Source organism: Shewanella yunxiaonensis (assembly GCF_018223345.1).
GTDB lineage: Bacteria > Pseudomonadota > Gammaproteobacteria > Enterobacterales > Shewanellaceae > Shewanella > Shewanella yunxiaonensis.
The window spans coordinates 3,223,474-3,246,753 of record NZ_CP073587.1 but is presented as its reverse complement, the minus strand read 5'-3'; the positions used below and the strand labels follow the sequence as shown (position 1 = coordinate 3,246,753).

Here is a 23,280-nt window from a genome sequence, read left to right as displayed (position 1 = left end):
GCTAACAGCTGCCAAATTCATAGCGGCTGATATGGTGGTAGGTTTCGCCCGGCAAAAGCCAAGGCTGACAAGGCAACTGTGGCTGATTCGGCGCATCGGGTAACATCTGGGGTTCCAGACACCAGCCCTGATAATTTTGTAAGGTGCTGCCGCGACGACCGGGTGTACCTTCCAGGAAGTTAGCGGTATAGAACTGTACCCCCGGCTGATTGGTGTGCAAGGTCAGTTGGCGGCCACTTTGGGGACTTTTGACGGTAGCGACTTGTCGAAGGTCTGCATTTGGATTATCAATGAGATAACAGTGATCATAGCCGTGAGTTGCTGCCAGCTCCGGATGCTGCAAACGCTCACCTAAAGTAGCGCTTTGTTGCAAATCAAACACGGAATTAGCCACCGCCATGGTACCATGCGGGATACCTAAGGCATCAGGAACCAACACCTTATCTGCCAGCAACTGTATCTGCTGGTGCCGGATATCACCACTACCGTCCAGATTAAAATAGCTGTGTTGGGTCAGGCTTATCGGCGTTGGTGCGTCGCTGGCAGCAACGAATTCCACATAGAGATTGTTACCCACCAGCCGGTAATCCAATTGCACCTGACAGTTGCCGGGAAAGCCCATATCGCCATCGGGGCTCACCAGCGTCAGCCGCAACCCATCCGGCAAGGTGCCAATATTCCACAGCTTACGGTTAAATCCTTGCTGCCCACCATGCAAACAGTGACCATGAAAATTATCATCGAGCTGAAAACTGCGATCCTGCCAACTGATGCGACTGTTGGCGATGCGATTGCTGTAACGTCCCGCGACCGCTCCGAGATGGGCAGTTTGCGTCAGATAGTCGGCAGCCGAATCGGTGCCAAGCACCACGTTGCCGCGGTTACCCTCACGATCCGGAACCCATAACGAACGGATGATCCCACCAAGACTGAGCACTTCAAGGGCGAGGAGCCCATTATCCAGACGTATGCGTTCAATCTCTCCGCCACGTGGGTCCTGCCAGGGTTCCAACACACTGAACCTTACCATTGTGCTCCATTGTCCTTGATTCATCCGTTCTGCCTTGCTGATTAGTTTATCATTTCGCTACTCTGGCGGCGCCAGCGGTCGGGCTGCACAGATAGATACTGGCTTCGAGACCGGTACTGGGTTGGTATTCCTGCTCTACCGCCGCAATCACCTTATCGGTGTAATCATGTTCCACCAGTGCAATAACACAGCCGCCGAAGCCTTTGCCGGTCATGCGCACACCGCCATGCGCACCGATCTGCTGCTTGATAATCTGCACGAGTTGATCAATTGCTGGGGGCACAATTTCAAAATCATCCCGCATAGAATCGTGCGATTCTGCCATTAACTGAGAGATGCGGCTGATATCACCTTTAGTCAGTGCCCGTACGGCTTTTTGTGTACGGCTGTTTTCGGTGACAACATGCCGCGCGCGACGGTATGCCACCGGGTCGATTTCCGGCTGCTGCTGTTCGAGTTGTGCCAAGGTCAGATGTCGCAAAGTATCTAATCCAAAATGCGCGGCAACTTGTTCACACTGTTCCCGCCGCTCATTAAACTCGTCGCTATGACGTATTGATGGCAGCCCAGAATTGATGATCAACAGGCTTAACGTTTCCGGGATCGGTACCGGCTGGCACTCCAGATCCATACAATCGATCAGTAATGCGTTATCTTCCTCCGCCATTGCGCAGGTGATGTGATCCATGATGCCACAGGCATGACCCACATAATGATTTTCACCGCGCTGCGCCAGCTGGGCGACCGCCAGTGGTGACAGATGCAGCTGGCTGGTGTCGTTAATGGCGGTGCCAAAGGCAATTTCCAGTGATGCCGAGGATGCCAGTCCTGCCCCTTCCGGCACATTGCCCACAACTGCCAGATCCAATCCTTTGGCGGGCAGACCACTGAGCGCCACTGCGGCACTAAAGCCTTTCAGATAGTTGATCCAGCTGTCACCTTCTCCTTTGGGGCCTTCAGCGCCATAGCGCCATTGGCGGATATCGGGAAACGCGTCAGCAACGGCGCGAAACTGGTCATCATTGCGAACTTTTACTGCAATGACCGTGTGAAAGTTGATGGCGGCGGGCAATACAAAACCGTCGTTGTAATCGGTGTGTTCACCAATGATATTGACGCGTCCTGGCGCACTGAAAAGCGCATCAGGTTTCGTACCAAATGTTTTGACGAAGAGTTTGGTCGCACTGGGTGCAGGGTTTGACATTTTCCGGGTTATTCCACAAAAACAACTTAATTATCAAAGTCTGGCACAGACTTATTTATCCTGCAGTTATATCACGACTATCGGGCCAAACGTTAGTGAGAAATGTGCCATCTGCCAAGGATTTGCGCTGGTCAGGCCGCAGACGTTTTTTCCGTTTCCGTAGTGTTCGTTGGCTCTGGTGGCAATAACTCCGTGACCACATGATCGACAAAACCGGCACCCGCAGCTTCATACAAGTTATAGACACTGTGGACCCCGAGATCTTTCAGTGATTGGGCGTCTTCACCGTATTGGATGATGGCGCTGATCTTGCCCTGATAGTCGAGTTTTTTCAGTTGTTGTACCGCAAACAGATTACCGGCGTGATAGGGCATCGCGAGTAGCACCAGTTCCAGATTTGGTGCCCGGTCGAGTTTCTCCCAGAAATCGGTATCAGCGGCATCGCCCTTAACCACATTACGACCATGCTGGCGATGAAAATCCACCAGTTCCTGTTTGTGTTCGATGCCGAGGATCTCACCGCCAAAACGGTTTTTCAGTTCATCATAAGCACCACTGCCAATGCGACCCATACCGAGGATCAAAAAGCGCGGATTGCCAATAGGAATCGGGCGGTCTTCCGGGTGCAGCGGGCGTCGCTCCAGTTTCACCAGCTTTTTCTGAAAACGCTGATACAGTTTGCCCACTAACGCGTTCAGCGGCGCGGCCAATAAGAAGCTGATACTGAGGGCTACGGCAATGATCACCAGCCAATGCGATGGCAGCCAGCCTTTGGCGGTGGCAACAGCGGCGACAATCAACCCAAATTCACTGAAATTACCCAGATTAAACGCTGCCAGCATCGCTGTCCGCGAACGTAGTTTGAAGCGGGTTAACAGCCATACAAACAACAGAATTTTTAACGGGATCAGTAACACCAGCAGCAACGCTAACAGAATATCACTGCTGCTGGGTAAGCCATTGAGGCCAATCGTGAGGAAGAAGGCTACCAGAAACAGTTCTTTAAAATAGAACAGCGATTTCGCCAGCTCGGAGGCTTTGGCATGACCCGCCAACAGGATACCGATAACCAGCGCCCCCAGATCCGGCTTCAGTCCGACCGCTTCAAACAGCCAGGCGCCCACCACCAGTGCCATTACTAGCCCGAACAATACCAGCAGTTCGCCATGGCCGACCCGGTCAAAGGCGCGGTAAAACAGCGGTTTTGCCAGCGGCAACAGTAACAGGGTCAGCGCCCAGGGAGACGGAAAATTACCTTTAGAAATGGTGAGAAATAACACTGCGAAAATATCCTGCATGATCAGGATACCGATAGCGACCCGGCCGTACAGCGTCTGCATATCGCCTTTATCTTCCAGCACCTTGACGGCAAATACGGTACTGGAAAAGCTCAGGGCAAATGCCAATAGGGTTAATTGTGCGGCATCAAGACGGGTGATTTGGCTGAGCCCTATCAGCCCCAGCAATTTTAGCAACGGCACAAACAGCAGTACTGACAGTATCAGATGTAAGCTGGAGCCCGCCCAGACTTCGGCTTTAAACAGGCTCCGAATATCGAGTTTGAGACCAATGGCAAATAGCAGCAGGGTGACCCCAAGGCTGGCTAATGAGTTAAGCAATGGCAGGTTGTGACTGTCAAACCCCATCACATACAGCACAAACCCGGCAGCGAGATAGCCGATCAACGGTGGCAGGTTAATACGACTGACCAGCAAGCCACAGGCAAGGGTGATAACAAGAATAGCGGGTTCCATGGCAGTGAATGATCATCCACGAGCGAATATTTTGTTATCTACTATAAGACATTCAATAGCATAAATAAAAAGCGGAGTTGCCGGTGGCAGACTCCGCTTATGGAAAAACCATTGCTCAGTTCAGCAGATGATCTAAATGCGGCGCAAACTCACTGGGTGCCATAAAGCCAGTCACCCTTAAGTCATCGCGCAAGTTGCCATCAGCGCCCACAAATAACAGGGTAGGCAGACCGAGAACGTTATAGGCATTCAGCAGCTCTTCGTCATTTTTATTCATGGCGGTGACATCAGCAGTCAGCAGCACCATCTGTGACATTCGTTGCTGCACGTCAGGATCTTTGAAGGTGATATTGGCAAATTCCTTACAGGCCACACACCAGTCGGCATATAAGTCCAGCATCACCGGTTTGCCTGCTGCCTGGGCATTGGCGATTTCGGTTTTAAATTCTGCCAGGGTACTGATGTGTTTGAATGAGACGGCCTCACTTTTCACGCTGGCGGGGCCCAAACCATAGCCCATGGAGGCCAGCAGCGCTTGTGTACCATAGGCAAAGCTGCCGATCAGGAATAACTGCAATAACACGCCACGAACTGTTTGTTTCCAGGTGAATGCGGTGGTTTTATTTTCATGGATCAGATATCCCGCCAGGCAGATGCCCCATACTGCCCACAGCAGATCGGATACCAATCCCGGCCAGATGCGTCCCAACATGATGATCGCCACCATGATCAACAGGAAGCCGAAAATGTGTTTGATGATCTCCATCCAGGCGCCAGCACGCGGCAGCAATTTACCGCCGGAAGTCCCGATCAGCAGCAGCGGCAGACCCATGCCCATGCTGAGAATGTAGAGGGTGATAAAGCCTTGCAGCAGATCGCCACTTTGGGCCACATACACCAGCACGGCGGATAACGGTGCAGTGGTACAAGGTGACGCCACCAGTCCGGACAATGCGCCCATGATAAAGACGCCAGTGAGTTTGCCACCTTGCTGCTTGTTGGACAGCGAGTTCATCTTCTGTTGCCAGGCGGAGGGCAGTTGCAGCTCATACAGCCCAAACATCGATAAGCTCAGAATGACAAACAGGATTGAAATACCAATCAGTACCGGCGGGCTCTGCAGTGCCGCTTGGTATTGCATGCCAGCAGTTGCGACAACTAAGCCGAGAATGGAATAGGTGATGGCCATCCCCTGCACATACGTCATCGACAAGGTGAAGGCGCGTGCCGTCGACACTTTTTGCCCTTGACCGACAATAATGCCGGACAGAATGGGGTACATAGGAAACACACAAGGTGTCAACGCCAGACCGATACCCAGCACAAAAAAGGTGAATAGAGTTAGTAACTTGCTATCGCTATGGATCAGCTTGTTCAGCAGTGAATCTTGCTCCGTCAATGGCTGACGGGCAGTTTGAATCTGAGTTGCCACAGACGCTGCGCTTTCATTGGGCGCACTAGCGCTCGCCGCCAGTTTGCCATCATTTTCAGCCACAGCTTTCAGCACCAAGGTACTGGTGGTTGGCGGAAAGCACAATTTGCCTTCAGCGCAGCCCATGTAGGTGACTTTCAGTGTCGCGGCATCCCCGGCCTTTTTAATGGCAACAGGGATTTCCACATAGCTGCGATACACCGCTTGATCACCGAAATAATCGTCATGGTGGCTCTCACCACTTGGTTTGGCGACATCGCCCAGCTCACCACCTTCAACGGCAAATTGCAATTTGTCGCGGTACATATAGTAGCCGTCGGCAATCACAAAACTAACCTTTACCACTTGGCCGTTTTGTTCGGCATCAAAGGCAAAGGCTTTCTCAACCGGCATCAGCTCCGGTTCGCTCTTAAGAAAAGGGAATTTATCGCTTAAACCGCTGGCATGGGCCAATGGCAGACATAACAATGAGGCAAACAGCAGGGTGATGAGTCGTTTCATAATCTTGTGTTGTCTTTTATCCAGTCCAGATACGTCGGCAGTCCCTGCTGGATCTCTACAGCAATTAACTCCGGCACTTCATAAGGATGTAGTTGCAGCACACGTTGCTGCAGTTTCGGATAAACCGCCGCCAGACATTTAAGCTGGAGGCTGATTTCGCTGTCTTCACACAGTTGTTCCTGCCAGTGGTAAACCGAGGTGATGGGCGATGAAAGTTGCGCGCACGCCACCAGACCTTCCTTTACCAGCGTTCTGGCAAGTGTCAGTGCGGTGTCATGATCTGGACAACTGCAGAACACCAACAGGAATTCTGGCATTTTACTATTCATCTGTGTCACTCTGTTAATTAACTGATGACTGGGTCGACAGGACAATCCGAGCGCTTACTTTACGTGGTTTGTCCTAGACTTGCATTAAGCAGTTGCTAAAACAGTGAGCTTTGGCAGCTATGCCGGTCTTGAATTCAGACCGTAATGGCCCCATTAAGTTTGTTCGAAAGATGAGTAAACAGAGATCTTCATGCCTTTTTTAATTTTGCTGGTGGCAGTGATATTTCTACCTATGGTAGAGCTGTCGGTGCTGATGCAGGTTGGCGACGTGTTAGGCACTTTAAACACGGTAGCGCTGGTCATTCTCACCGCGGTGGTGGGAATTTCGCTGGTTAAGAGCCAGGGGTTGAATACGCTGATGGCGGTACAGCGCAAGTTGGCACAGGGTGAAGCGCCGGGCGAAGAGATTGTGGAAGGCATGTTGCTGGGACTGGCAGGCATTTTGCTGGTGGTTCCCGGGTTTGTTACTGATTTTGTCGGGGTGATCTTTCTTACCCCCATCTGCCGTAAAGTCATTGCCAAGTTCATGTATAAGCACATGAAGATGCGAGTGGTCATGTCACCCTACAACGGGCGCGCGCCGTTTAATCGGCAGCAGCCTCCGAAAAAAGACGATGTCATTGACGGCGAGTATGAGCACAAACCTGATCCATCCGATAAGCGACCGGACAGTCATCAGCTGCATCACGATGATGACGACAAACGCGATAACTAGCACTCGCTACTCAAGACAAACCTCTGCCCGACATCGTGTCCGGGCTTTTTTGTGCGGTCAATATGACAGTTATTTGCCGGTCCAGTCGCCGTTTTCAAAATGACAAGGGGGCGGCATGTTGGCTGGCTCCTTAATCCTCAGCGCAATAAGATAGCTCACCATCCCCATCAACAAATTGCTGAGCGGCAGTGCTAGTAACAGCCCCTTCACACCATAAAACCAGGCACCAATAGCGGCCAGCGGCAGCATTAACAGGAATAAGCGGCACAGATTAAGTGTCAGTGAGGCCATCGGGCGGTGATACGCATTGAGGGCCGTCGCCACAATAATTACAACGCCCAGCGGTCCATAAGCGAGCGGCAGCACCCGAATATAAAACGTCAGCCATTCAAGCACTCGCGCGTCATCAGTAAACAGCCTCGCCAGCGGTTCTGCCCACAGTGCCAACGGTAGATATAACAAGGTCTGAAATACCAGAATAAAGCGCAATGACAACAGCACCGCTGCCCGCGCCCTAAGTTTCTGACTGGCGCCAAGATTCTGGGCGACAAAGGGCACAACACTGGATGACAGCGCCATGGTTACGATGAGCAACACCGACTCTAAACGTGTCCCCGCCCCAAAGGCGGCTACCGCTGCATGATCAATGCGCGCCAGCATTGCCATAATCATGGCGTTGGCCAGCGGGTTCATCAGATTCATCACCGCCGCGGGCTGGGCGATGTGAGCCAGTTGTTTCCAGTTGGCCCACCAACGACTAATACTGATGGGGGCTGCCACCAGCAATTGACGTTTCAGTACCAGCAGGTAACTGGAGAAGCACAGTGCCACTATCCATGACACTACGGTGGCAATCGCGGCCCCCTGCAGTTCCAGTCGTGGAAATGGGCCAATACCGAAAATCAGCAGCGGGTCGAGCAACAGATTAATCAGTGCTGCCAGTCCAAGGATCTGCGCCGGTAAACGGGTGTCCCCCGTGGCTTTCAGTCCTTGATTGCCCACCATCTGCAATACCAGCACTGGCACGCCGAGATACCAGATCTGCATATATTGATGAACTAACGGCAGAATGCCATCGGTCGCGCCCATCAGGGTAAACAACCAGTCATTACATAGACTACCGACGGTTGCCAGCGTACTGATCAACAAAAAAGTCAGCAACAAAGCATCGTGCAGAAACACTTTAGCTTGGGGGGCATGACCGCCACCAATCAGCCGCCCGAGATTGGTGGAGACGCCAGCACCAATGCCAATTGCAACACTGACAATAATCAAGGTCACCGGAAAGGTAAAACTGATTGCGGCCAATGCTTCTGTACCGAGACGGCTGATAAAGAAAGTATCTACCAGATTGAAACCGAGTACCGTCAGGATACCCAGCATATTGGGCAGGCTCATGTTGAGCAGCACACGACCGATTGGCTGGCTTAGCAGCCCGTGTCTGTCCCTCATCGTCTACTACCCCATGAGTGAAGAATTTGAAAATGCCATTGGCCGGCGATTTTAGCAGGAAGCGCGTAAGCGGCAAAACCCGATTGTGTAAAGGCGGAATCAACGCGGAAAAATTTTAAAAAATTTTATTCGATCGCACTTGGAACTCTGAAAATCAGCCCCATATAGAGGTACATCGAGCGGCGGCAGATAACGCTGCTGTATATAATCAACCTGTAAACTCGCCTAAATAAATTGGGCAAACGTCATTAGGAGAATCCATAAATGAATATTCGTCCATTACATGACCGCGTAATCGTTAAACGTCTGGAAGTGGAATCTACTTCCGCTGGCGGCATTGTGCTGACCGGCAGCGCGGCCGAAAAGTCTACCCGCGGCGAAGTGCTGGCAGTAGGCAATGGCCGGATCCTGGAAAATGGCGAAGTGCGGCCACTGGATGTGAAAGTTGGTGATGTCGTGATCTTCAACGAAGGCTACGGCGTTAAGAAAGAGAAGATCGACGGTGAAGAAGTACTGATCCTGTCTGAATCTGATCTGATGGCCATTGTGGAATAAGCCACGCTTACCATTACGTCATTCCAACTCACTAAAGAATCAAAGGATAATCAACATGGCAGCTAAAGAAGTTAAATTTGGCAATGATGCCCGCGTAAAAATGCTGGCGGGTGTAAACGTTCTGGCTAACGCAGTCAAAGTAACACTGGGCCCGAAAGGTCGTAACGTCGTTCTGGATAAGAGCTTCGGCGCACCGCTGATCACCAAAGACGGTGTGTCAGTTGCTAAAGAGATCGAACTGGAAGACAAGTTCGAAAACATGGGCGCTCAGATGGTGAAGGAAGTTGCTTCCAAAGCCAACGATGCTGCGGGTGACGGTACCACTACTGCCACTGTACTGGCTCAGGCTATCGTTAACGAAGGTCTGAAAGCTGTGGCTGCGGGTATGAACCCAATGGACCTGAAACGTGGTATCGACAAAGCGGTTGTTGCCGCTGTTGAAGAACTGAAAGCCCTGTCTCAGTCATGCTCAGACTCTAAGTCTATCGCTCAGGTAGGTACTATCTCTGCTAACTCTGACGAATCTATCGGTCAGATCATCGCCACTGCGATGGAAAAAGTTGGTAAAGAAGGTGTTATCACCGTTGAAGAAGGTCAGGCACTGGAAAACGAACTGGATGTGGTAGAAGGGATGCAGTTTGACCGTGGTTACCTGTCTCCATACTTCATCAACAAACCAGAAACTGGCAGCGTAGAGCTGGACAGCCCATACATCCTGCTGGTTGACAAGAAAATCTCCAACATCCGTGAACTGCTGCCAGTGCTGGAAGGCTTGGCTAAGTCAGGTAAACCACTGCTGATTGTGGCTGAAGATGTTGAAGGCGAAGCTCTGGCGACACTGGTTGTAAACAACATGCGCGGTATCGTGAAAGTGGCTGCTGTGAAGGCTCCTGGTTTCGGTGACCGTCGTAAAGCCATGCTACAGGATATCGCTATCCTGACTGGCGGTACTGTTATCGCTGAAGAAATCGGTCTGGAACTGGAAAAAGCCACTCTGGAAGACCTGGGTACTGCTAAGCGCGTTGTGCTGACCAAAGACAACACCACCATCATCGATGGTAACGGTGAAGAAGCTCAGATCAAAGCCCGCGTGGTACAGATCAAACAGCAAATCGAAGAATCTACTTCTGATTACGACAAAGAAAAACTGCAAGAACGCATGGCTAAACTGGCCGGTGGTGTCGCAGTGATCAAAGTTGGTGCTGCTACTGAAGTAGAAATGAAAGAGAAGAAAGCACGCGTGGAAGACGCGCTGCACGCTACTCGCGCCGCAGTTGAAGAAGGTGTGGTTGCTGGTGGTGGTGTTGCTCTGGTACGCGCAGCTTCTAAAATCCACGATGTTGAAGTAGCTAACGAAGATCAGAAACACGGTGTGGTTATCGCGCTGCGCGCAATGGAAGCTCCACTGCGTCAGATCGCTGCCAACGCTGGTGAAGAAGCCTCAGTAGTTGCCAACAAAGTGAAAGACGGCAACGGTAACTTCGGTTACAACGCTGGTAACGACACTTACGGCGATATGCTGGAAATGGGTATTCTGGACCCAACCAAAGTGACCCGTTCTGCACTGCAGTTCGCTGCTTCCGTTGCTGGCCTGATGATCACCACCGAAGCTATGGTCGGTGAGCTGCCAAAGGAAGAAGCCGCTCCTGATATGGGTGGCATGGGCGGTATGGGTGGCATGGGGGGGATGATGTAATTTAGTTTACATCGCTCACTGTGGATGAACTAAGACCATAGTTGCCTTAGTTCTCGTCCAAGCATTAATACAAAACCCTCGAACTAAAGTTCGGGGGTTTTGTTTTTAGAGAATTTAATGGCTTACTTTGTTGATTCAAACCGCCAGTAAACGGGCTAACGGGCCGAATAACGCTGAACACTTATACGTGATTGATAGGGGGGGCTTCGATTGGCAGATGAACACATCAATACAGGGTGCCCAGTGACTGGGTTACCTCATCTTGCGGCTGCTGTAACCGTTGGATCATAATCTTCAATGCGGTCACTACTTGTGCCGTGCTCATAAACGGGTGTTGATGCAACAGTCTTTGCTGTTCACAAGCGGGCACATGAATAAAGCCGCCAATCATCTGCGGATGCAGTGTCAGTTCATGCATCAGTAAATAAAACAACTGATTACAGACAAATGTGCCTGCTGAGTACGACAAACTCACGGGGATCTGATGGGCTTGCACTGCCGTGACTAAACGCTTTACTGGCACGCTGGCAAAGTAAGCATTGGGCCCATCGTTAATAATTGGTTGCTCAATAGGCTGCACACCATCGTTATCGGCGATACGGGCATCGATGTAGTTCAATGCTACTTTCTCCACCTGAATTACTGAGCTGTTACTGGCTTGTCCAAGACACAGCACAACATCGGGTTGATGGCGAGAGATGAGTTGCTTAAGTTCACCGTGAGTCTTGTGAAAGCTGCAACTCAGCTGCGCCGCGATTACCGTTGCGTTATCGATAACGGTATGATGCAACCTTTGGGCAGCACACCATGAGGCATTGAGCACTTGGCCGCCAAAAGGTTCGAATCCCGTCAGTAATACCTTTTTCATTACCGGTTGCACCCTCGGTGCATCATGCAGTCCCTCCTACCAATAAATTGTCGACTTTGAGCGTGGGCTGCCCAACGCCAACCGCGACACTTTGGCCGCGTTTACCGCAGATAGCTCCACCGTTATCCAAGGCCAGATCATTACCGACCATGGAAATCTGTCGCAGGGTTTCCGGGCCGCTGCCCACCAATGTAGCCCCTTTGACCGGACGGGTAATTTTGCCATTCTCAATCAAATACGCCTGTTCACTTTCAAAAGAGTATTGACCACTTACCGTATCAACACGTCCACCGCCGAGTTCGGCAAGATAGATCCCTTGTTTTACCGAGGCAATAATTTCCGCTGCTTCATATTGTCCCGGCAGCATAAAGGTATTGGTCATTCGCGGCATTGGCAGTACGGAATAGGATTCGCGCCGACCATTGCCTGTGGGTGTCATGCCGGTCAACCGGGCGTTGAGGGCGTCATTCATATAGCCACACAAAATGCCATCCTCGATTAGGGCGGTGCACTGACCTTGTTCGCCTTCGTCGTCCATCTGCAGGGAGCCGCGACGGTTCACAAGCGTGGCATCATCAACAATATTGATCCCTTTCGGCGCAATCCGCTGACCCAACTTATCCCGATAAATCGAGCTGCCCAGACGGATATCATCGGCTTCAAAGCCGTGGCCCATCGCTTCATGCAATAACATACCAGGCCAACCTGGGCCTAATACTACGGGCATGCGCCCCGCTGGAGCCGGCACTGCCGCAATTTTGGTTAATGCACAGTCGACTACCTGTTGCAATTTTGCCTGTAAATAGTCTTCCGTGAACAGTGTTAAATCGGTGCGCCCGCCAAGATTGCAACTGGCTCTTTCGAGTTGTTCGCCATGTTTTACAAATACCGTGGCGTGAAGTTCTACCATTGGTCGAATATCGGCCCCCAAGCGGCCATCATGTCGCATCACCAATACTGTGGAATGCGATAGTGTCAGACTGGCAATCACGCGCTCAACACGCGATTCCAGTTGGCGTGCTATCTGCTCGATTCGCTGTAACAGGGCGATTTTTTCGATGTCAGCGTAACGACTGATACTGTCCTGCGCGGGATAGTAGCTGGCGAATGGCATGGTTTTGGGTACGATTTCAATGACGCCATTGCCATGATGCCCCACCGTACGCACCGACTGTGCTGCGAGCATCAGAGCGTTTTTATCCAGTGTTTGTGAGTAGGCCAGGGCGGTTTCATCGCCACAAACTGCTCTTACACCAACACCTTGATCAACATCGAAACTTCCTGAACGCACTTGGCCATTTTCCAAAAGCCAACGTTGTTGCCGATGCTGTTTGAAGTACAGATCGGAAAAGTCGACCTGGTATTGATGGATAACATGCAACACCTGCTGCAAACTGTGAATATCCAGCCCGTTAGGCGCCAGCAGTTGCTCACTGGCGAGCGTAATCGCGTTGTTGGTTGAATTGTTCATTATGCTCACCTTATGCAGAAACCTGCATCTCCCCAATCAATACTGAACCTGTGGTAAAGGGACCCTGAGTATAAAGATCGTTACCTACTGCCTGTATATCTGAGAGCATTTGCTGCAGATTTCCTGACAGGGTGACGCCAGTAACGGCGTGTTGAATTATTCCATGTTGCACCCAGTAACCACGTGCGCTACGGGAATAGTCGCCACTAATAAGGTTAATGCCATCACCGACTAAGCCTGTCACCAGTAGCCCGGTATCAAGCTTTTTCAACATCGCGGCAAAGGAATCATTTGCAGTGGTTTGCGAACTGCTCAGTGTCAGATTCCCCGCCCCTAAACCGTTGCCGGTGGCAGACAATGCCAGACGCCGAGCTGCATACAACGACAGTAAAAATCCAGCCAAACAGCCTTCCGATACCAATGCACGTTGGCTCGGTGCTATGCCATCACCATCAAATGCAAAACTCGCTAAGCCATTGGCTACAAATGGGTCTTCGTGCAGATTCAGGTGGGCCGGCATAATTGCTTGCCCCAGTTTGTGCTGTAAAAAGCTCGCGTTCATATATAGCGCGGGGCCACTGATGGCCTGCACTATATGGGAGATCAACGACATGGCATTCATCGGATCGAATAACACCGGATATTTACCACTACTGAGCTTGCTTTGGTGTAAGTAACGCTCAGCGCGCTGTGCTGCTTTGACGCCGATAGACTCAACCTCGTCAAAGTGCTCGGGCTGGCGAGACATGGTGTGCCACCAGTCGATTTCGTTGTATTGCTCATTACGTGCCAGCGCCGTGGCTCCCATGCCATACAGTGATTGCTCGCTACTTTGGTAAAAACCATGATTGTTCGCTAACAGGGTACGAATTTCACTGAGGCTCACATGCACGCCATGGCTGCTTACTTGAGAGGAATACTGCTCTAAAGCGGTTTCAATGCGTCTGGCCAGTTCAATCGTTTGTGTTTCCGCTAATGGCCACGGGTGATAAAGTTCGAGCGCCTTGGGTTGGCGGCAGAGTTGTTCTGGTGCAGCAATTCCCGCAGCAGCATCCGTATCGGTGGCTTTCGCAATGGCGCATGCTGCCTGATATGCTTCGGTCAGCGACTGCGGATGATAGCTGGCGACGTTAGCACTGCCACTTTTCCCTTGTTCGTACACCTTGATATTGATACCAAATTTCTGCTCATTCACCCGCGATTCCAGTTTGCCCTGGCGTAGGTCCAGATTGAGTCCGGATGCCTCAAATGCGTTGACTTGAATGTCGCGCTGCGGATATTGCTGGTTTAGCTGCAGCAAATGGTCGACCGCTGACGCCATCTGCCCAGTGGAATGTAAATCTGCCATGTTGAAACATAACTCCGGTGTTGATTAGGCCGCGATATAGATAGGACTATGCAGTAACGCTTCGGTGAGCAGCTGATGCAGTCGGTGATAAATGGGTTGCATGCTGGCAAAGTTGTCAGCAAAAAAAGCGGCTTCTTTAAGCTGATATTCGGTGTTTTCTTCCTGCCACTGTTGGCGATAGGCTTCCAGTTCGGTGCCTTGTAGTTTGCCGGATGCGCTCTGCTGCTCTTTATTCATAAACCACTGGAAGCGGCGTTTTTCGGTATTGCGATCGTAGGCAGACCAACCTGAAAGATGTTTGCCGATATCATAGATGAGCGTTTTCAATCGACCGATCACTTCGTTCCAGCTGTCGAAATCGCTGGCTGCTGGCAATGTTGCCAGTTGTTCGATAATGGCGGCGACCAGTGCCACGCTGACGTCCTGATGGTGTAACAGCGCCTGCGCTTGTCGTTGCAACTGCTGGCACTGTGCGTCGTCGATATCGCGACCACGCAGATAGCGTTCTAGTAATGCGACAAACACCAGTCTTAACTGCTCCGCCTCGTTGACCTCAGCAAATAATGTCGGCCAGGCAAAGCTGGGTTCGGCGAAAAACGCATGGATGAAACGCATTGGCATCGGCGCGTAATTCTTACCTGCGGTCAATGCGTCGGTAATGGGTTGCAAGGCATGAACTTCGGTAGGGGCGATTAACTCCAGCAGTGCGGCAAAAGTGGCATTAATACCGGTTACCCGCTCAAACACAGTAAATGAATCACAGTGAGTGAAAGCGGCGCTGATTGAACCTGATTTTTCATCCCAATATGGATAATTGCGCGCAATGATCTGCTGCTGTGCGGCATGGTGCATCACCCGATTAATAAAAAATTGCCGTAGCTCCTCATCACCATAAAAGGACGCAAAGTCACCCACTGCGGCAGTAAGTGGTTTCGCCTCGCCAAGGTCAACATGTTGTGTTTCCAGCCAGGCTTTCAATTCACGAAACGATTTCTGTCCAACCTGACGCCCAATTTCCTGACCGTTGTGAAAGAGGATCAACGTCGGAATCCCGCGAACGCCAAATTGCGTCATTGCCTCAGGGTGGGCTTCCACATCCAGTTTGGCGACTTGCAGCTCACTGTCAGGCAGTTTCGAAATGGAGTCTATTACCGGTGCCAAATTCCGGCATGGCACACACCACGGCGCCCAAAGATCCAGTAATACATAGCCAGTAGAATCGGTAATATTTTCGCGAACAGTGGCTTGAGTAACTTTAATGATTGCTGTGGGCATGAATGCTCCGATGATGATTGAGATCTAATACTTGATCGTGAAAACGGTGCAGGGTTTCGCGGTGAGCCACGCTGATAATGGTGGCGTCTGGCAACTGCTGCATTAAGTTGCGGTAAAGTTGTGTTTCGGTGTCAGGATCGAGGGCGCTGGTTGCTTCATCGAGAAATACCAACTGTGGCTGTTGCAATAACACGCGAGCGATCGCCAACCGTTGTTGTTCTCCACCAGATAACACCTGCTGCCACTTGTCGTGTATCGATAGCGCCGCCGATAACTCGCCTAAACAGCTGTCGTTTAACGCCCGAATACAGGCCTCATCAGTAAATTGGGTGTCACTATGGGGATAACACAACGCCTCTTTTAGGCTGCCGGCCGGAATGTAACTGCGTTGCGGCAGAAACAGTTGTGTCAGCGCCGGCACCGCAATCTTGCCAGCACCGTATGGCCACAAGTTGGCACAGACTCTGAGTAATGTGCTTTTACCGGTGCCAGAACTGCCTTTGATCAACCAGCGCTCGCCTTGATTTACCTGCCAGTTCAGCGCATCAATCAGACCATCGCCATTAGGACGTTTGACGGACAATTGTTCACAACACAGTTGTGGCTGAGAATTAATTTGATAATCAATTTCTGAGGTTTGTTGTTCAACTTTATTGACGGCCCAGAGAAAGTCCCGCAATCGGTTGGCTAACGCCATCCAGTTGGTAAAGCTGGCATAAGCTTGCGGGAAAAATTCGATGGTATTGACCAACATTGAATAGGCACCCGTAATCCGTACCATATCGCCAAAGGAGATTTTGCCGGACAGCAGTAACGGTAGGGCTAGCAAGGTTGGTAATAAGGCAAATATTTGGGCATACGCATGCTGACCAAACATTAATTTGAAGGTGCGCATCAGAATCTGCAGCGTATTGCCATAAACCCGTTGAAACAGTTGTGTCAGGGTGGCGGATTCGCGCTCACCACCACCATAAAAGGCGATCTGTTCTGCATATTCGCGCAAGGTCATTCCCTGACGGCGGAAATCTGCTTCTACCGTTTGCTTATGCATATTGAGGCCGATAAGTACCTTACCTAGCCAGTGTGATAATGCGATGTGTAAAGCACAGTAGAGGTAAGCGGCGTACACCATGTATCCATTGATAGCAACATTGACCTCGAACACAGTGACATCGAGAGTTTTGGAAATTGACCACAGTAAAATGCTGTAGCTGACGGTTTGTACCACTACGGTAATCAGCGATAAGCTGAGATTCAGTGTGAGTGCCGTAAACAGCTTGATATCTTCAGCGATACGTTGGTCAGCGTTACTGATTAAGCCATCACGCTCCAGCTTGTAGAAGGTGTTGTTATGGGTCCACTTGTTGACATAGGAATGGGTCCACCAAGTACGCCAGCGTAAATCGAGATAACCTTGAAAGAGCGTCGATACCAACGGCAGGAGCACCGCGATTGAGCCTACCCCTAAACTCAGTGGCAACAGATACTTCAATGTGTTCCAATCCACTGCCACCAGTGCATCGGTCAGTTTGCCCTGGACTTCATTGAGCTTGACGTAGGCATAGGTGGTGGTGAACGACATTGCGGCCATAATCGCAAAAATCAGCCAAGCGAGATGCTTTTGCGATGATAGCCAAAAGGGTGATATTAGTTGCCATATCGTCGGACGATCAGCACTTCGCATTGAGAACTTGGCGCCATCAATGTCAGCGTTGAACGCTGATGAATTCGTCATTAATTGTTAACCTTACAAAAATCTTACTTACACCATAAATGGTAACGGCAGATAAGGCAGTGTGCGCCACCATAATGAATGACAGCGCACACTTCAGAGAACACTTAGAAGTTATAAGACACCGACAGTGACATGTTGCGCTGTGGTTCGATAGGAACAAACACTTCGGTGGTTGTCACCCCATACAGGGTACGATCAAACAGGTTGTTGACGTTGAGGCGTACCTGCCATGGTTTCTTATCGTAGTACACCCCGACATCGACGCGTGCCCCACCGGGGACTTCAGCCGCCGTTGCGGTGTATCCCATACGTGAACTCGAGTAAGCCGTTACACCAAAACCTACGCCAAAATCACTGAGTTCGCTAAACGGCAACTGATAGTTAGACCATAAGCTGGCTTTGTGCGCGGAGATTGCTGCTGCATAGTAATCAGGGTCATTGACATCGGTGACATCAGTATAGGTGTAGGAGAAGATCATATTCAGACCATCAAGTGGACTGCCCTGAGCTTCCAACTCCATCCCCTTCACTTGTCGCGCATCTTGTACGTTGTAGCACTGTTCAAGCGAGTCATAACTGAGCGTATTGGTTTCCTGGATCTGATAGGCGCTGGACGTTACCGAGAACTTACCATCATTGGTTTGCAGCTTGACGCCTACCTCTTTATTTCGGGTTTCCTTGGCGGGTAAACCGTAGGTGCCATCCGCGCAGTTGGGGCGAGAGGTGTTCTGCGGTATATAGCCTTCTGAATAAGTGCCATAGAAGGATAAGTTTTCATTCATTGCGTATAGCAAGCCCACACTTGGGGTAGTTTTGTAGGTCTTCTTGGTGCCAACGGTAGAGGAGTAGTTGGGGTACAACAGGTTAATGACATCTGAAGGTCCGTCCAGGTAGCGGTCACGACGCACTCCTAACGACAGATAAACATCCTTGTATCCCACTAAATCCTGGAAAAACGCGCCAACCTGCTTGGCACTGATTTTGACAATATTGGAGTGGGTTTCATCGTTACGCAGCGTGGGTTGGAAGTCGTATTGTTCCGTAGCATAGAGGTCCACCAGCTCAAAAGCGGAGTCGTAATAGTCACTGGTGTTTTTGGTTTCCATGTGGTTGATACCGGTTGAAATGCGGTGTTCAACTGGGCCGGTATCAACGGATAAGCGCAAATAATGATCGCCAGAAAAGGTGGTAATTGACGATTCATTATTGGTATTGGTCGTTAAATAAGTGTTTGGCGCTAGCTGACCATAGGTCAAAAACACGTTGAGATCGGTATCGGCTTTCGAATACTGTGCCCGACTCACGATGGTTGCCCAGTCATTCAGTGCATATTCAAAACTGTACAAAAAGGACGTGGCTTTTTGACCAACACCGGCATCCGGTGTACCAACGCGCATGGTGGGCTTAGCTAAGATTTTGCCGTCTTGGGCGACGGTAAAAGGAGCCTGCGGTGCAAAGTTTTTGTCATAGGAACCATTGATATAAAAGTCGGTTTTATCATCGTTCCAGCGCAAGCCCCACTGTGCGAATTTAGATTCACGACCTTTATCAAAGTCACCATAAGACTCGGTTGCTTTTGACTTGGCACCAATAAAACGAGTACTTAATTTCCCGTCATCAGTCAGTGGTTGTGATAGATCTACCGACCCACCTAAATCATTGTTGGTCGCATAAACTGCTGAGATTTTGCGGATGGGAGTCGAAGTCGGCTTTTTCGGTACAATGTTGACTGAACCGCCCATCGATGAGGCTCCACTTAAAATGGACTGGGGCCCTTTGAGAATTTCGATACGTTCTACGGCATTGACGTTAGTGGCGGTTGCACTAGAGTTAGCTACGCCATTGTACATCATGCCTGAGGTACCAAAGCCACGAATGCGGAAAGATGAACTGCCCTGTGAGCCTTGTTGGGTGGACACGCCACCGCTGGTCATCAAGGCTGACTGTACGGTTTGGTTCTGCTGCGTTTCCAACACCTGAGAGGTAATCACCGTGATACTTTGTGGCAGATCTTGTAAATCGACGCCAAAGCGGGTGGCCGTTTCGGAGCGGGTAACCTGGAAGGATTTTTCGGCAGCGTTTTGGCTACCATAAACCGTAACCTTTTCCATATCTTGTGGTAACTGTAAGGACCAACCGGCGTCAGTCTTGACGATTACCAAACTGTTTTTGGCACAGATGATTTCCAACGCTTGCTGTATGGTATAAGTACCATGTAGCGCAGGAACACTGACATCTGACAATTTCTCTTGGTCATAAATAATGTTTTCGCCGGACACGTGCTTAATTTGCTGCAGCGTCTTAGGCAAAGTACCACTTGGAATATCAAACGCATACTGTGCCATATTGTTAGCCGGGGCTGTTTGTGTTTTAGCATAGGCGCTGTGAGTCATGCTGGAAACGCCAGCCCCTGTCGCCAAAATTGCAACCACACATACGGTTAAATAGTTATGCCGCATTGTGCGTGAGTTGTGGGTCTTTGCCTGCATAAGTTCTTCCCTCTGATTCCTTTAAGATATTATTTATTTAGTCATTTTTTATATATGTTAATTTTTTGTTTTATGGTGAATCTGAGCAAAATATACCCAACAAATTTGCTTAGTGGTCGGTACAGTTAGTGACTATTTTGGTCAAACCGTTATGCTAGTTTGATCATAACAGTTAACTAACGCTGGATATCATCGAGATGCAGGACGATCTGCTTTATCCTCTTGACCCACAGCAGATGCACGCTGAGGCTAATCGCAAACAGGGAAAAAACCTCTGCGATCAGCTATTTGAGGCGCTACGCAGTAAAATCGTAAATAAGGTTTATCCCAGCGGCAGTAAGCTGGCGTCCATCCGCAAACTATCGCAATCACTATCGCTTAGTCGTGACACTATCATCAGAACCTATGATCGTCTTACCGCTTACGGCTTGATTGAATCTCGTCCGGGCATGGGATACTTCGTTTGTGCTGCTGAGCGAATGCTAAAGCCGGTAACACCACGCAGTGATATCCAATTTCAGCAACAAGAAGCGTGGAAATTGGTCCTGTTCGCGGATGTCCCTGCAAGCAATAACTATGGCAGCAGTTGCTTACCGCAATCTTGGCTGCCAGAAAAACAGTTATCCACCGCGCTACGTGCCTCATTACGACACAACTTGCGTGAGTTGGGCAATTTTACCGAAGCAGCAGGCTATCCACCGTTGTTGGAATACCTATGTAAGCGCTTCTCAAGCAACAATTTGTCATTAACCAGAGAGCAGATGTTACTGACATCCGGTGCTCATGAAGCGTTGGGATTGGTTACCGCATCGCTGTTTGATGTTGGTAGTTGCGTCATTATCGAAGCGCCATCGAGCTTTATGTTAAGTACCCAGTTGATGTCGCGTGGCATGCAGATTGAAAGAGTACCGTCACTGCAACAAGCCGATGCCTTCGACAAGATTGAAGCGTTGTGCCAATCGCGACCCGTTAGCGCGATTTACTGTAGTTCGGTGATGGGAAATCCTATGGGTGACACTCTGTCGCCACAACAGACATTTAATCTGCTTAAACTGGCTGAAAAATATGATTTTTTAATCATTGATGACCACAACTACGCTGACTTCAGTAGTCGTTATTTGGACCATCCGGTGTCGCAGTTAGCCGCCATGGATCAGTTCCAGAGAGTGATACAAATTGGCGGCTTTTCCAAGGTATTAACGCCGCAGCTAGGTGTCGGTTATGTGGCTGCGAAAAAAGAGATCATTGATATTTTACTGCTGTTTAAGTCCTCGCAGGTGCTGGCTTCATCAATGTTTACTGAATACGCGGTATACCAATTGCTGTCCTCTCGCGAGTATGACAAAAGCTGTAAACGCATCATCCATCGTCTGGCAGACGCGCGCCAACATGCACGCGCGGCACTACAAAGCCTCGGCCTTAAGGTGGGGGATGGTGAAGAGGGGCTCTTTCTCTGGTGTTACTTTGGTGAACATATTGACAGTGAACAGCTGCAGCAAGCGTTATACCAACAGGGATATATGACCGCGCCAGGTAAACTGTTCTTTGGTAGCGAGGAGGGCAAAGCCTATATGCGCTTTAATGTGACACGGCCTTATGACCCCAAATTCCTCAAGGTACTGCAAAAAGCCATGACTGCTGCCACGGAAGATAGCCGCTAGTGCCTCTTTATTGAGGCATTCATTACGCATCTGCAATGTGCTTAATGGCCTCACTTTGATAATCCAACAGCGGGTTGCGCTCGCGTGCAAATTTCAGCCGCAACACGCTGTTAGCTGCATGATTGTTTACCAGGTGTCAGCAGCACGGCGAAGTGTCTCGCCGCCCGCTGAATGCCTGTGTCAGGTGAATAATATTAGCTTTGAGGATGTTCCAGGAAACTTTTCAAGGCCGTACCGACAGTGCTGCAAGTGTAGCTCACCTTATGTTGGTCATCTTTTTTCTGATTGATAATGGCATAAACGTCGCTCACGCCCATCTTCGGATTCGCTGCCATCTTTTTCGTTAATTGGGTATTAACTATGTCATTTATATTCTTCATTTTTTTCCATAAATCGATGACCTGGTGATCCGCTTTGTCAAATCCGTCACCGGTGTAGTCAGCGTTACGCACCAACGCAAAAATATTGTCAGCCATACCCAAATATTCGTCTGCATGTCCCGGTACATCAGCATTTTTTGACAACTTACTGTAAGCACCACAGAAACTGTACATACCGCCGAAGTCCAGTAATTCTCTGGCTTTGTCCATCGAAGTGATCTTGATTGATTGAGGCACCTTAACACTGAACAGGTTGGATTGATCTGTGGACTTTGGGGAACATCCCGCGAACAGCAACAGGGATGATAAAAGCAGTATTGATTTTTTCATGTGGGCCGACTCTCTGTATTTTTATCACATCATTGAGGTTTTCAAACCGCTCTAAGTAAACAACATTTCTGGTTTAGATTTCTAAGACCTGAATAACAACTTTTAGCCAAAGCCGGAAACAGTTACCCGGTTTAGCGGCCCTGAGGTCAGTTAAGTGGCCGGATCAACATGCCCAATTTAGGATGGACTACCCGGCGTTTGGCAGTTACGGCATAGAAGTTTTCATAGACGTTGGGCAGCAACATATAGTTTTTTAACTCCCCCGAATCGATTTCGTCTTTGACCACCACTTCCGGCATCACCGCCAGCGCGCCGGTATCTCGGGTTAACAGACGTAGCATCGCCATGTCATCGGATTCAGCCACAACTTCCGGTTGCAGTTGATACTGGGCGGCAAAGGCATCGAACGCCGAACGCAACGGGTTTTCGCCATAGGGCAACACCCAGCGGCGATGGCGGTAACGTTCGTCAAATACCGGGGTTAAATCTAAACCGGATGGGCCAATGATTGCTACCGGTTGGCGCGCTAACACCCGGCTTTGCCAGTTATCGTTGTTGGAGCCGCGCACCGGGATATTGGTGAGTGCCATATCCAGTTGTAACTCGGCCAAGGCGTTTAATAGGCCGGTTTGGCTCATCGACTGCAACGAGAAACGGCCGTCGTTTTGAGTGAGCAGCGGTTGAATAAACTGCTCAATAAAGTTACGGGAAATGGTGGAAAGCATACCAATGCGGATGGTCGCGCTGGGCAGTGTCGTCCCGCTGGTAAGCAGTTGTTCCAGCTCTTCGCCGTTTTTAAAAATCTCATTGGCGTAGTTCAACGCATGATAGCCACTTTCGGTTAGTTGTAACTTGCGCCCCTGACGGGTAAACAACTCGACGTTTAACGCTTGCTCTAACTGTTTGATTTGAAATGACAGTGCCGACTGCGAGATGTGCAGCTTTTGCGCGGTTTGGGTCAGGTTGCCTTGCTGTGCCACCTGCCAAAAGTAATAGAGATGATGGTAATTCAGTCGGCTCATGAGTGTTTATAGTTCTGTAAAATAGAACGATTA

18 protein-coding genes are annotated in these 23,280 nt (G+C 50.0%); 4 read left to right on the top strand and 14 right to left on the bottom strand.

Annotation, left to right across the window (positions count from 1 at the left end; translation table 11 throughout):
* Nucleotide 1 precedes the first annotated feature (1 nt).
* From KDN34_RS14820 to cutA, 5 genes are all read right to left on the bottom strand, one after another.
* On the bottom strand, nt 2–1,030 hold the full coding sequence (locus KDN34_RS14820; protein ID WP_212594479.1) for an aldose epimerase family protein: 1,029 nt from the start codon (nt 1,028–1,030) through the stop codon (nt 2–4).
* 49 nt (nt 1,031–1,079) lie between these two features.
* Nucleotides 1,080–2,234: a galactokinase gene (gene galK, locus KDN34_RS14815; protein ID WP_212594478.1), complete on the bottom strand. Its 1,155-nt coding sequence runs from the start codon at nt 2,232–2,234 to the stop codon at nt 1,080–1,082.
* Nucleotides 2,235–2,365: 131 nt separating this feature from the next.
* Complete coding sequence (locus KDN34_RS14810) at nt 2,366–3,988, bottom strand: cation:proton antiporter family protein (protein ID WP_212594477.1); 1,623 nt, start codon at nt 3,986–3,988, stop codon at nt 2,366–2,368.
* Between the two features lie 115 nt (nt 3,989–4,103).
* Nucleotides 4,104–5,921, bottom strand: coding sequence for a protein-disulfide reductase DsbD (locus KDN34_RS14805; protein WP_212594476.1), 1,818 nt, complete (start codon nt 5,919–5,921; stop codon nt 4,104–4,106).
* Nucleotides 5,918–6,250 (bottom strand): divalent-cation tolerance protein CutA, encoded by a 333-nt coding sequence (cutA, locus tag KDN34_RS14800; protein WP_228730357.1) that lies wholly within the window; start codon nt 6,248–6,250, stop codon nt 5,918–5,920. Before cutA ends, KDN34_RS14805 begins: the two co-directional genes overlap by 4 nt.
* Before the next feature lie 190 nt (nt 6,251–6,440).
* Between cutA and KDN34_RS14795 the strand changes: the two genes are divergently transcribed.
* Nucleotides 6,441–6,965: an FxsA family protein gene (locus KDN34_RS14795; RefSeq protein ID WP_212594475.1), complete on the top strand. Its 525-nt coding sequence runs from the start codon at nt 6,441–6,443 to the stop codon at nt 6,963–6,965.
* A gap of 69 nt (nt 6,966–7,034) precedes the next feature.
* Here the strand turns inward: KDN34_RS14795 and KDN34_RS14790 are convergent, their stop codons facing one another.
* A complete protein-coding gene (locus KDN34_RS14790; protein WP_212594474.1) occupies nt 7,035–8,417 on the bottom strand; it encodes an MATE family efflux transporter in 1,383 nt (460 codons plus the stop codon).
* Nucleotides 8,418–8,681: 264 nt separating this feature from the next.
* Between KDN34_RS14790 and KDN34_RS14785 the strand changes: the two genes are divergently transcribed.
* Both KDN34_RS14785 and groL read left to right on the top strand, forming a co-directional pair.
* Nucleotides 8,682–8,972: a co-chaperone GroES gene (locus KDN34_RS14785; protein WP_133039343.1), complete on the top strand. Its 291-nt coding sequence runs from the start codon at nt 8,682–8,684 to the stop codon at nt 8,970–8,972.
* Between the two features lie 55 nt (nt 8,973–9,027).
* Complete coding sequence (groL, locus tag KDN34_RS14780; RefSeq protein ID WP_212594473.1) at nt 9,028–10,668, top strand: chaperonin GroEL; 1,641 nt, start codon at nt 9,028–9,030, stop codon at nt 10,666–10,668.
* A 226-nt stretch (nt 10,669–10,894) separates the two neighbouring features.
* Here groL and pcp read toward each other — a convergent pair whose 3' ends face one another.
* From pcp to KDN34_RS14750, 6 genes are all read right to left on the bottom strand, one after another.
* Nucleotides 10,895–11,536 carry a pyroglutamyl-peptidase I gene (pcp, locus tag KDN34_RS14775; protein WP_212594472.1) on the bottom strand — a complete coding sequence of 214 codons (642 nt, stop codon included), beginning with the start codon at nt 11,534–11,536 and terminating at the stop codon, nt 10,895–10,897.
* A 22-nt stretch (nt 11,537–11,558) separates the two neighbouring features.
* On the bottom strand, nt 11,559–13,007 hold the full coding sequence (tldD, locus tag KDN34_RS14770) for a metalloprotease TldD (protein WP_212594471.1): 1,449 nt from the start codon (nt 13,005–13,007) through the stop codon (nt 11,559–11,561).
* A 10-nt stretch (nt 13,008–13,017) separates the two neighbouring features.
* Nucleotides 13,018–14,355 (bottom strand): TldD/PmbA family protein, encoded by a 1,338-nt coding sequence (locus KDN34_RS14765; RefSeq protein ID WP_212594470.1) that lies wholly within the window; start codon nt 14,353–14,355, stop codon nt 13,018–13,020.
* Between the two features lie 24 nt (nt 14,356–14,379).
* Nucleotides 14,380–15,630 carry a thioredoxin family protein gene (locus KDN34_RS14760; protein WP_212594469.1) on the bottom strand — a complete coding sequence of 417 codons (1,251 nt, stop codon included), beginning with the start codon at nt 15,628–15,630 and terminating at the stop codon, nt 14,380–14,382.
* Nucleotides 15,611–17,365, bottom strand: coding sequence for an ABC transporter ATP-binding protein/permease (locus KDN34_RS14755; RefSeq protein ID WP_212594468.1), 1,755 nt, complete (start codon nt 17,363–17,365; stop codon nt 15,611–15,613). The genes KDN34_RS14760 and KDN34_RS14755 overlap by 20 nt, the downstream gene beginning before the upstream one ends.
* Before the next feature lie 104 nt (nt 17,366–17,469).
* A complete protein-coding gene (locus KDN34_RS14750; RefSeq protein ID WP_212594467.1) occupies nt 17,470–19,854 on the bottom strand; it encodes a TonB-dependent siderophore receptor in 2,385 nt (794 codons plus the stop codon).
* Nucleotides 19,855–20,051: 197 nt separating this feature from the next.
* Between KDN34_RS14750 and KDN34_RS14745 the strand changes: the two genes are divergently transcribed.
* Nucleotides 20,052–21,515 carry an aminotransferase-like domain-containing protein gene (locus tag KDN34_RS14745; RefSeq protein WP_212594466.1) on the top strand — a complete coding sequence of 488 codons (1,464 nt, stop codon included), beginning with the start codon at nt 20,052–20,054 and terminating at the stop codon, nt 21,513–21,515.
* A 194-nt stretch (nt 21,516–21,709) separates the two neighbouring features.
* Here KDN34_RS14745 and KDN34_RS14740 read toward each other — a convergent pair whose 3' ends face one another.
* Entirely contained in the window at nt 21,710–22,225 is a 516-nt protein-coding gene (locus tag KDN34_RS14740; protein ID WP_212594465.1) for a hypothetical protein, read from the bottom strand.
* 146 nt (nt 22,226–22,371) lie between these two features.
* On the bottom strand, nt 22,372–23,247 hold the full coding sequence (locus tag KDN34_RS14735) for a LysR family transcriptional regulator (protein ID WP_212594464.1): 876 nt from the start codon (nt 23,245–23,247) through the stop codon (nt 22,372–22,374).
* Nucleotides 23,248–23,280 lie beyond the last annotated feature (33 nt).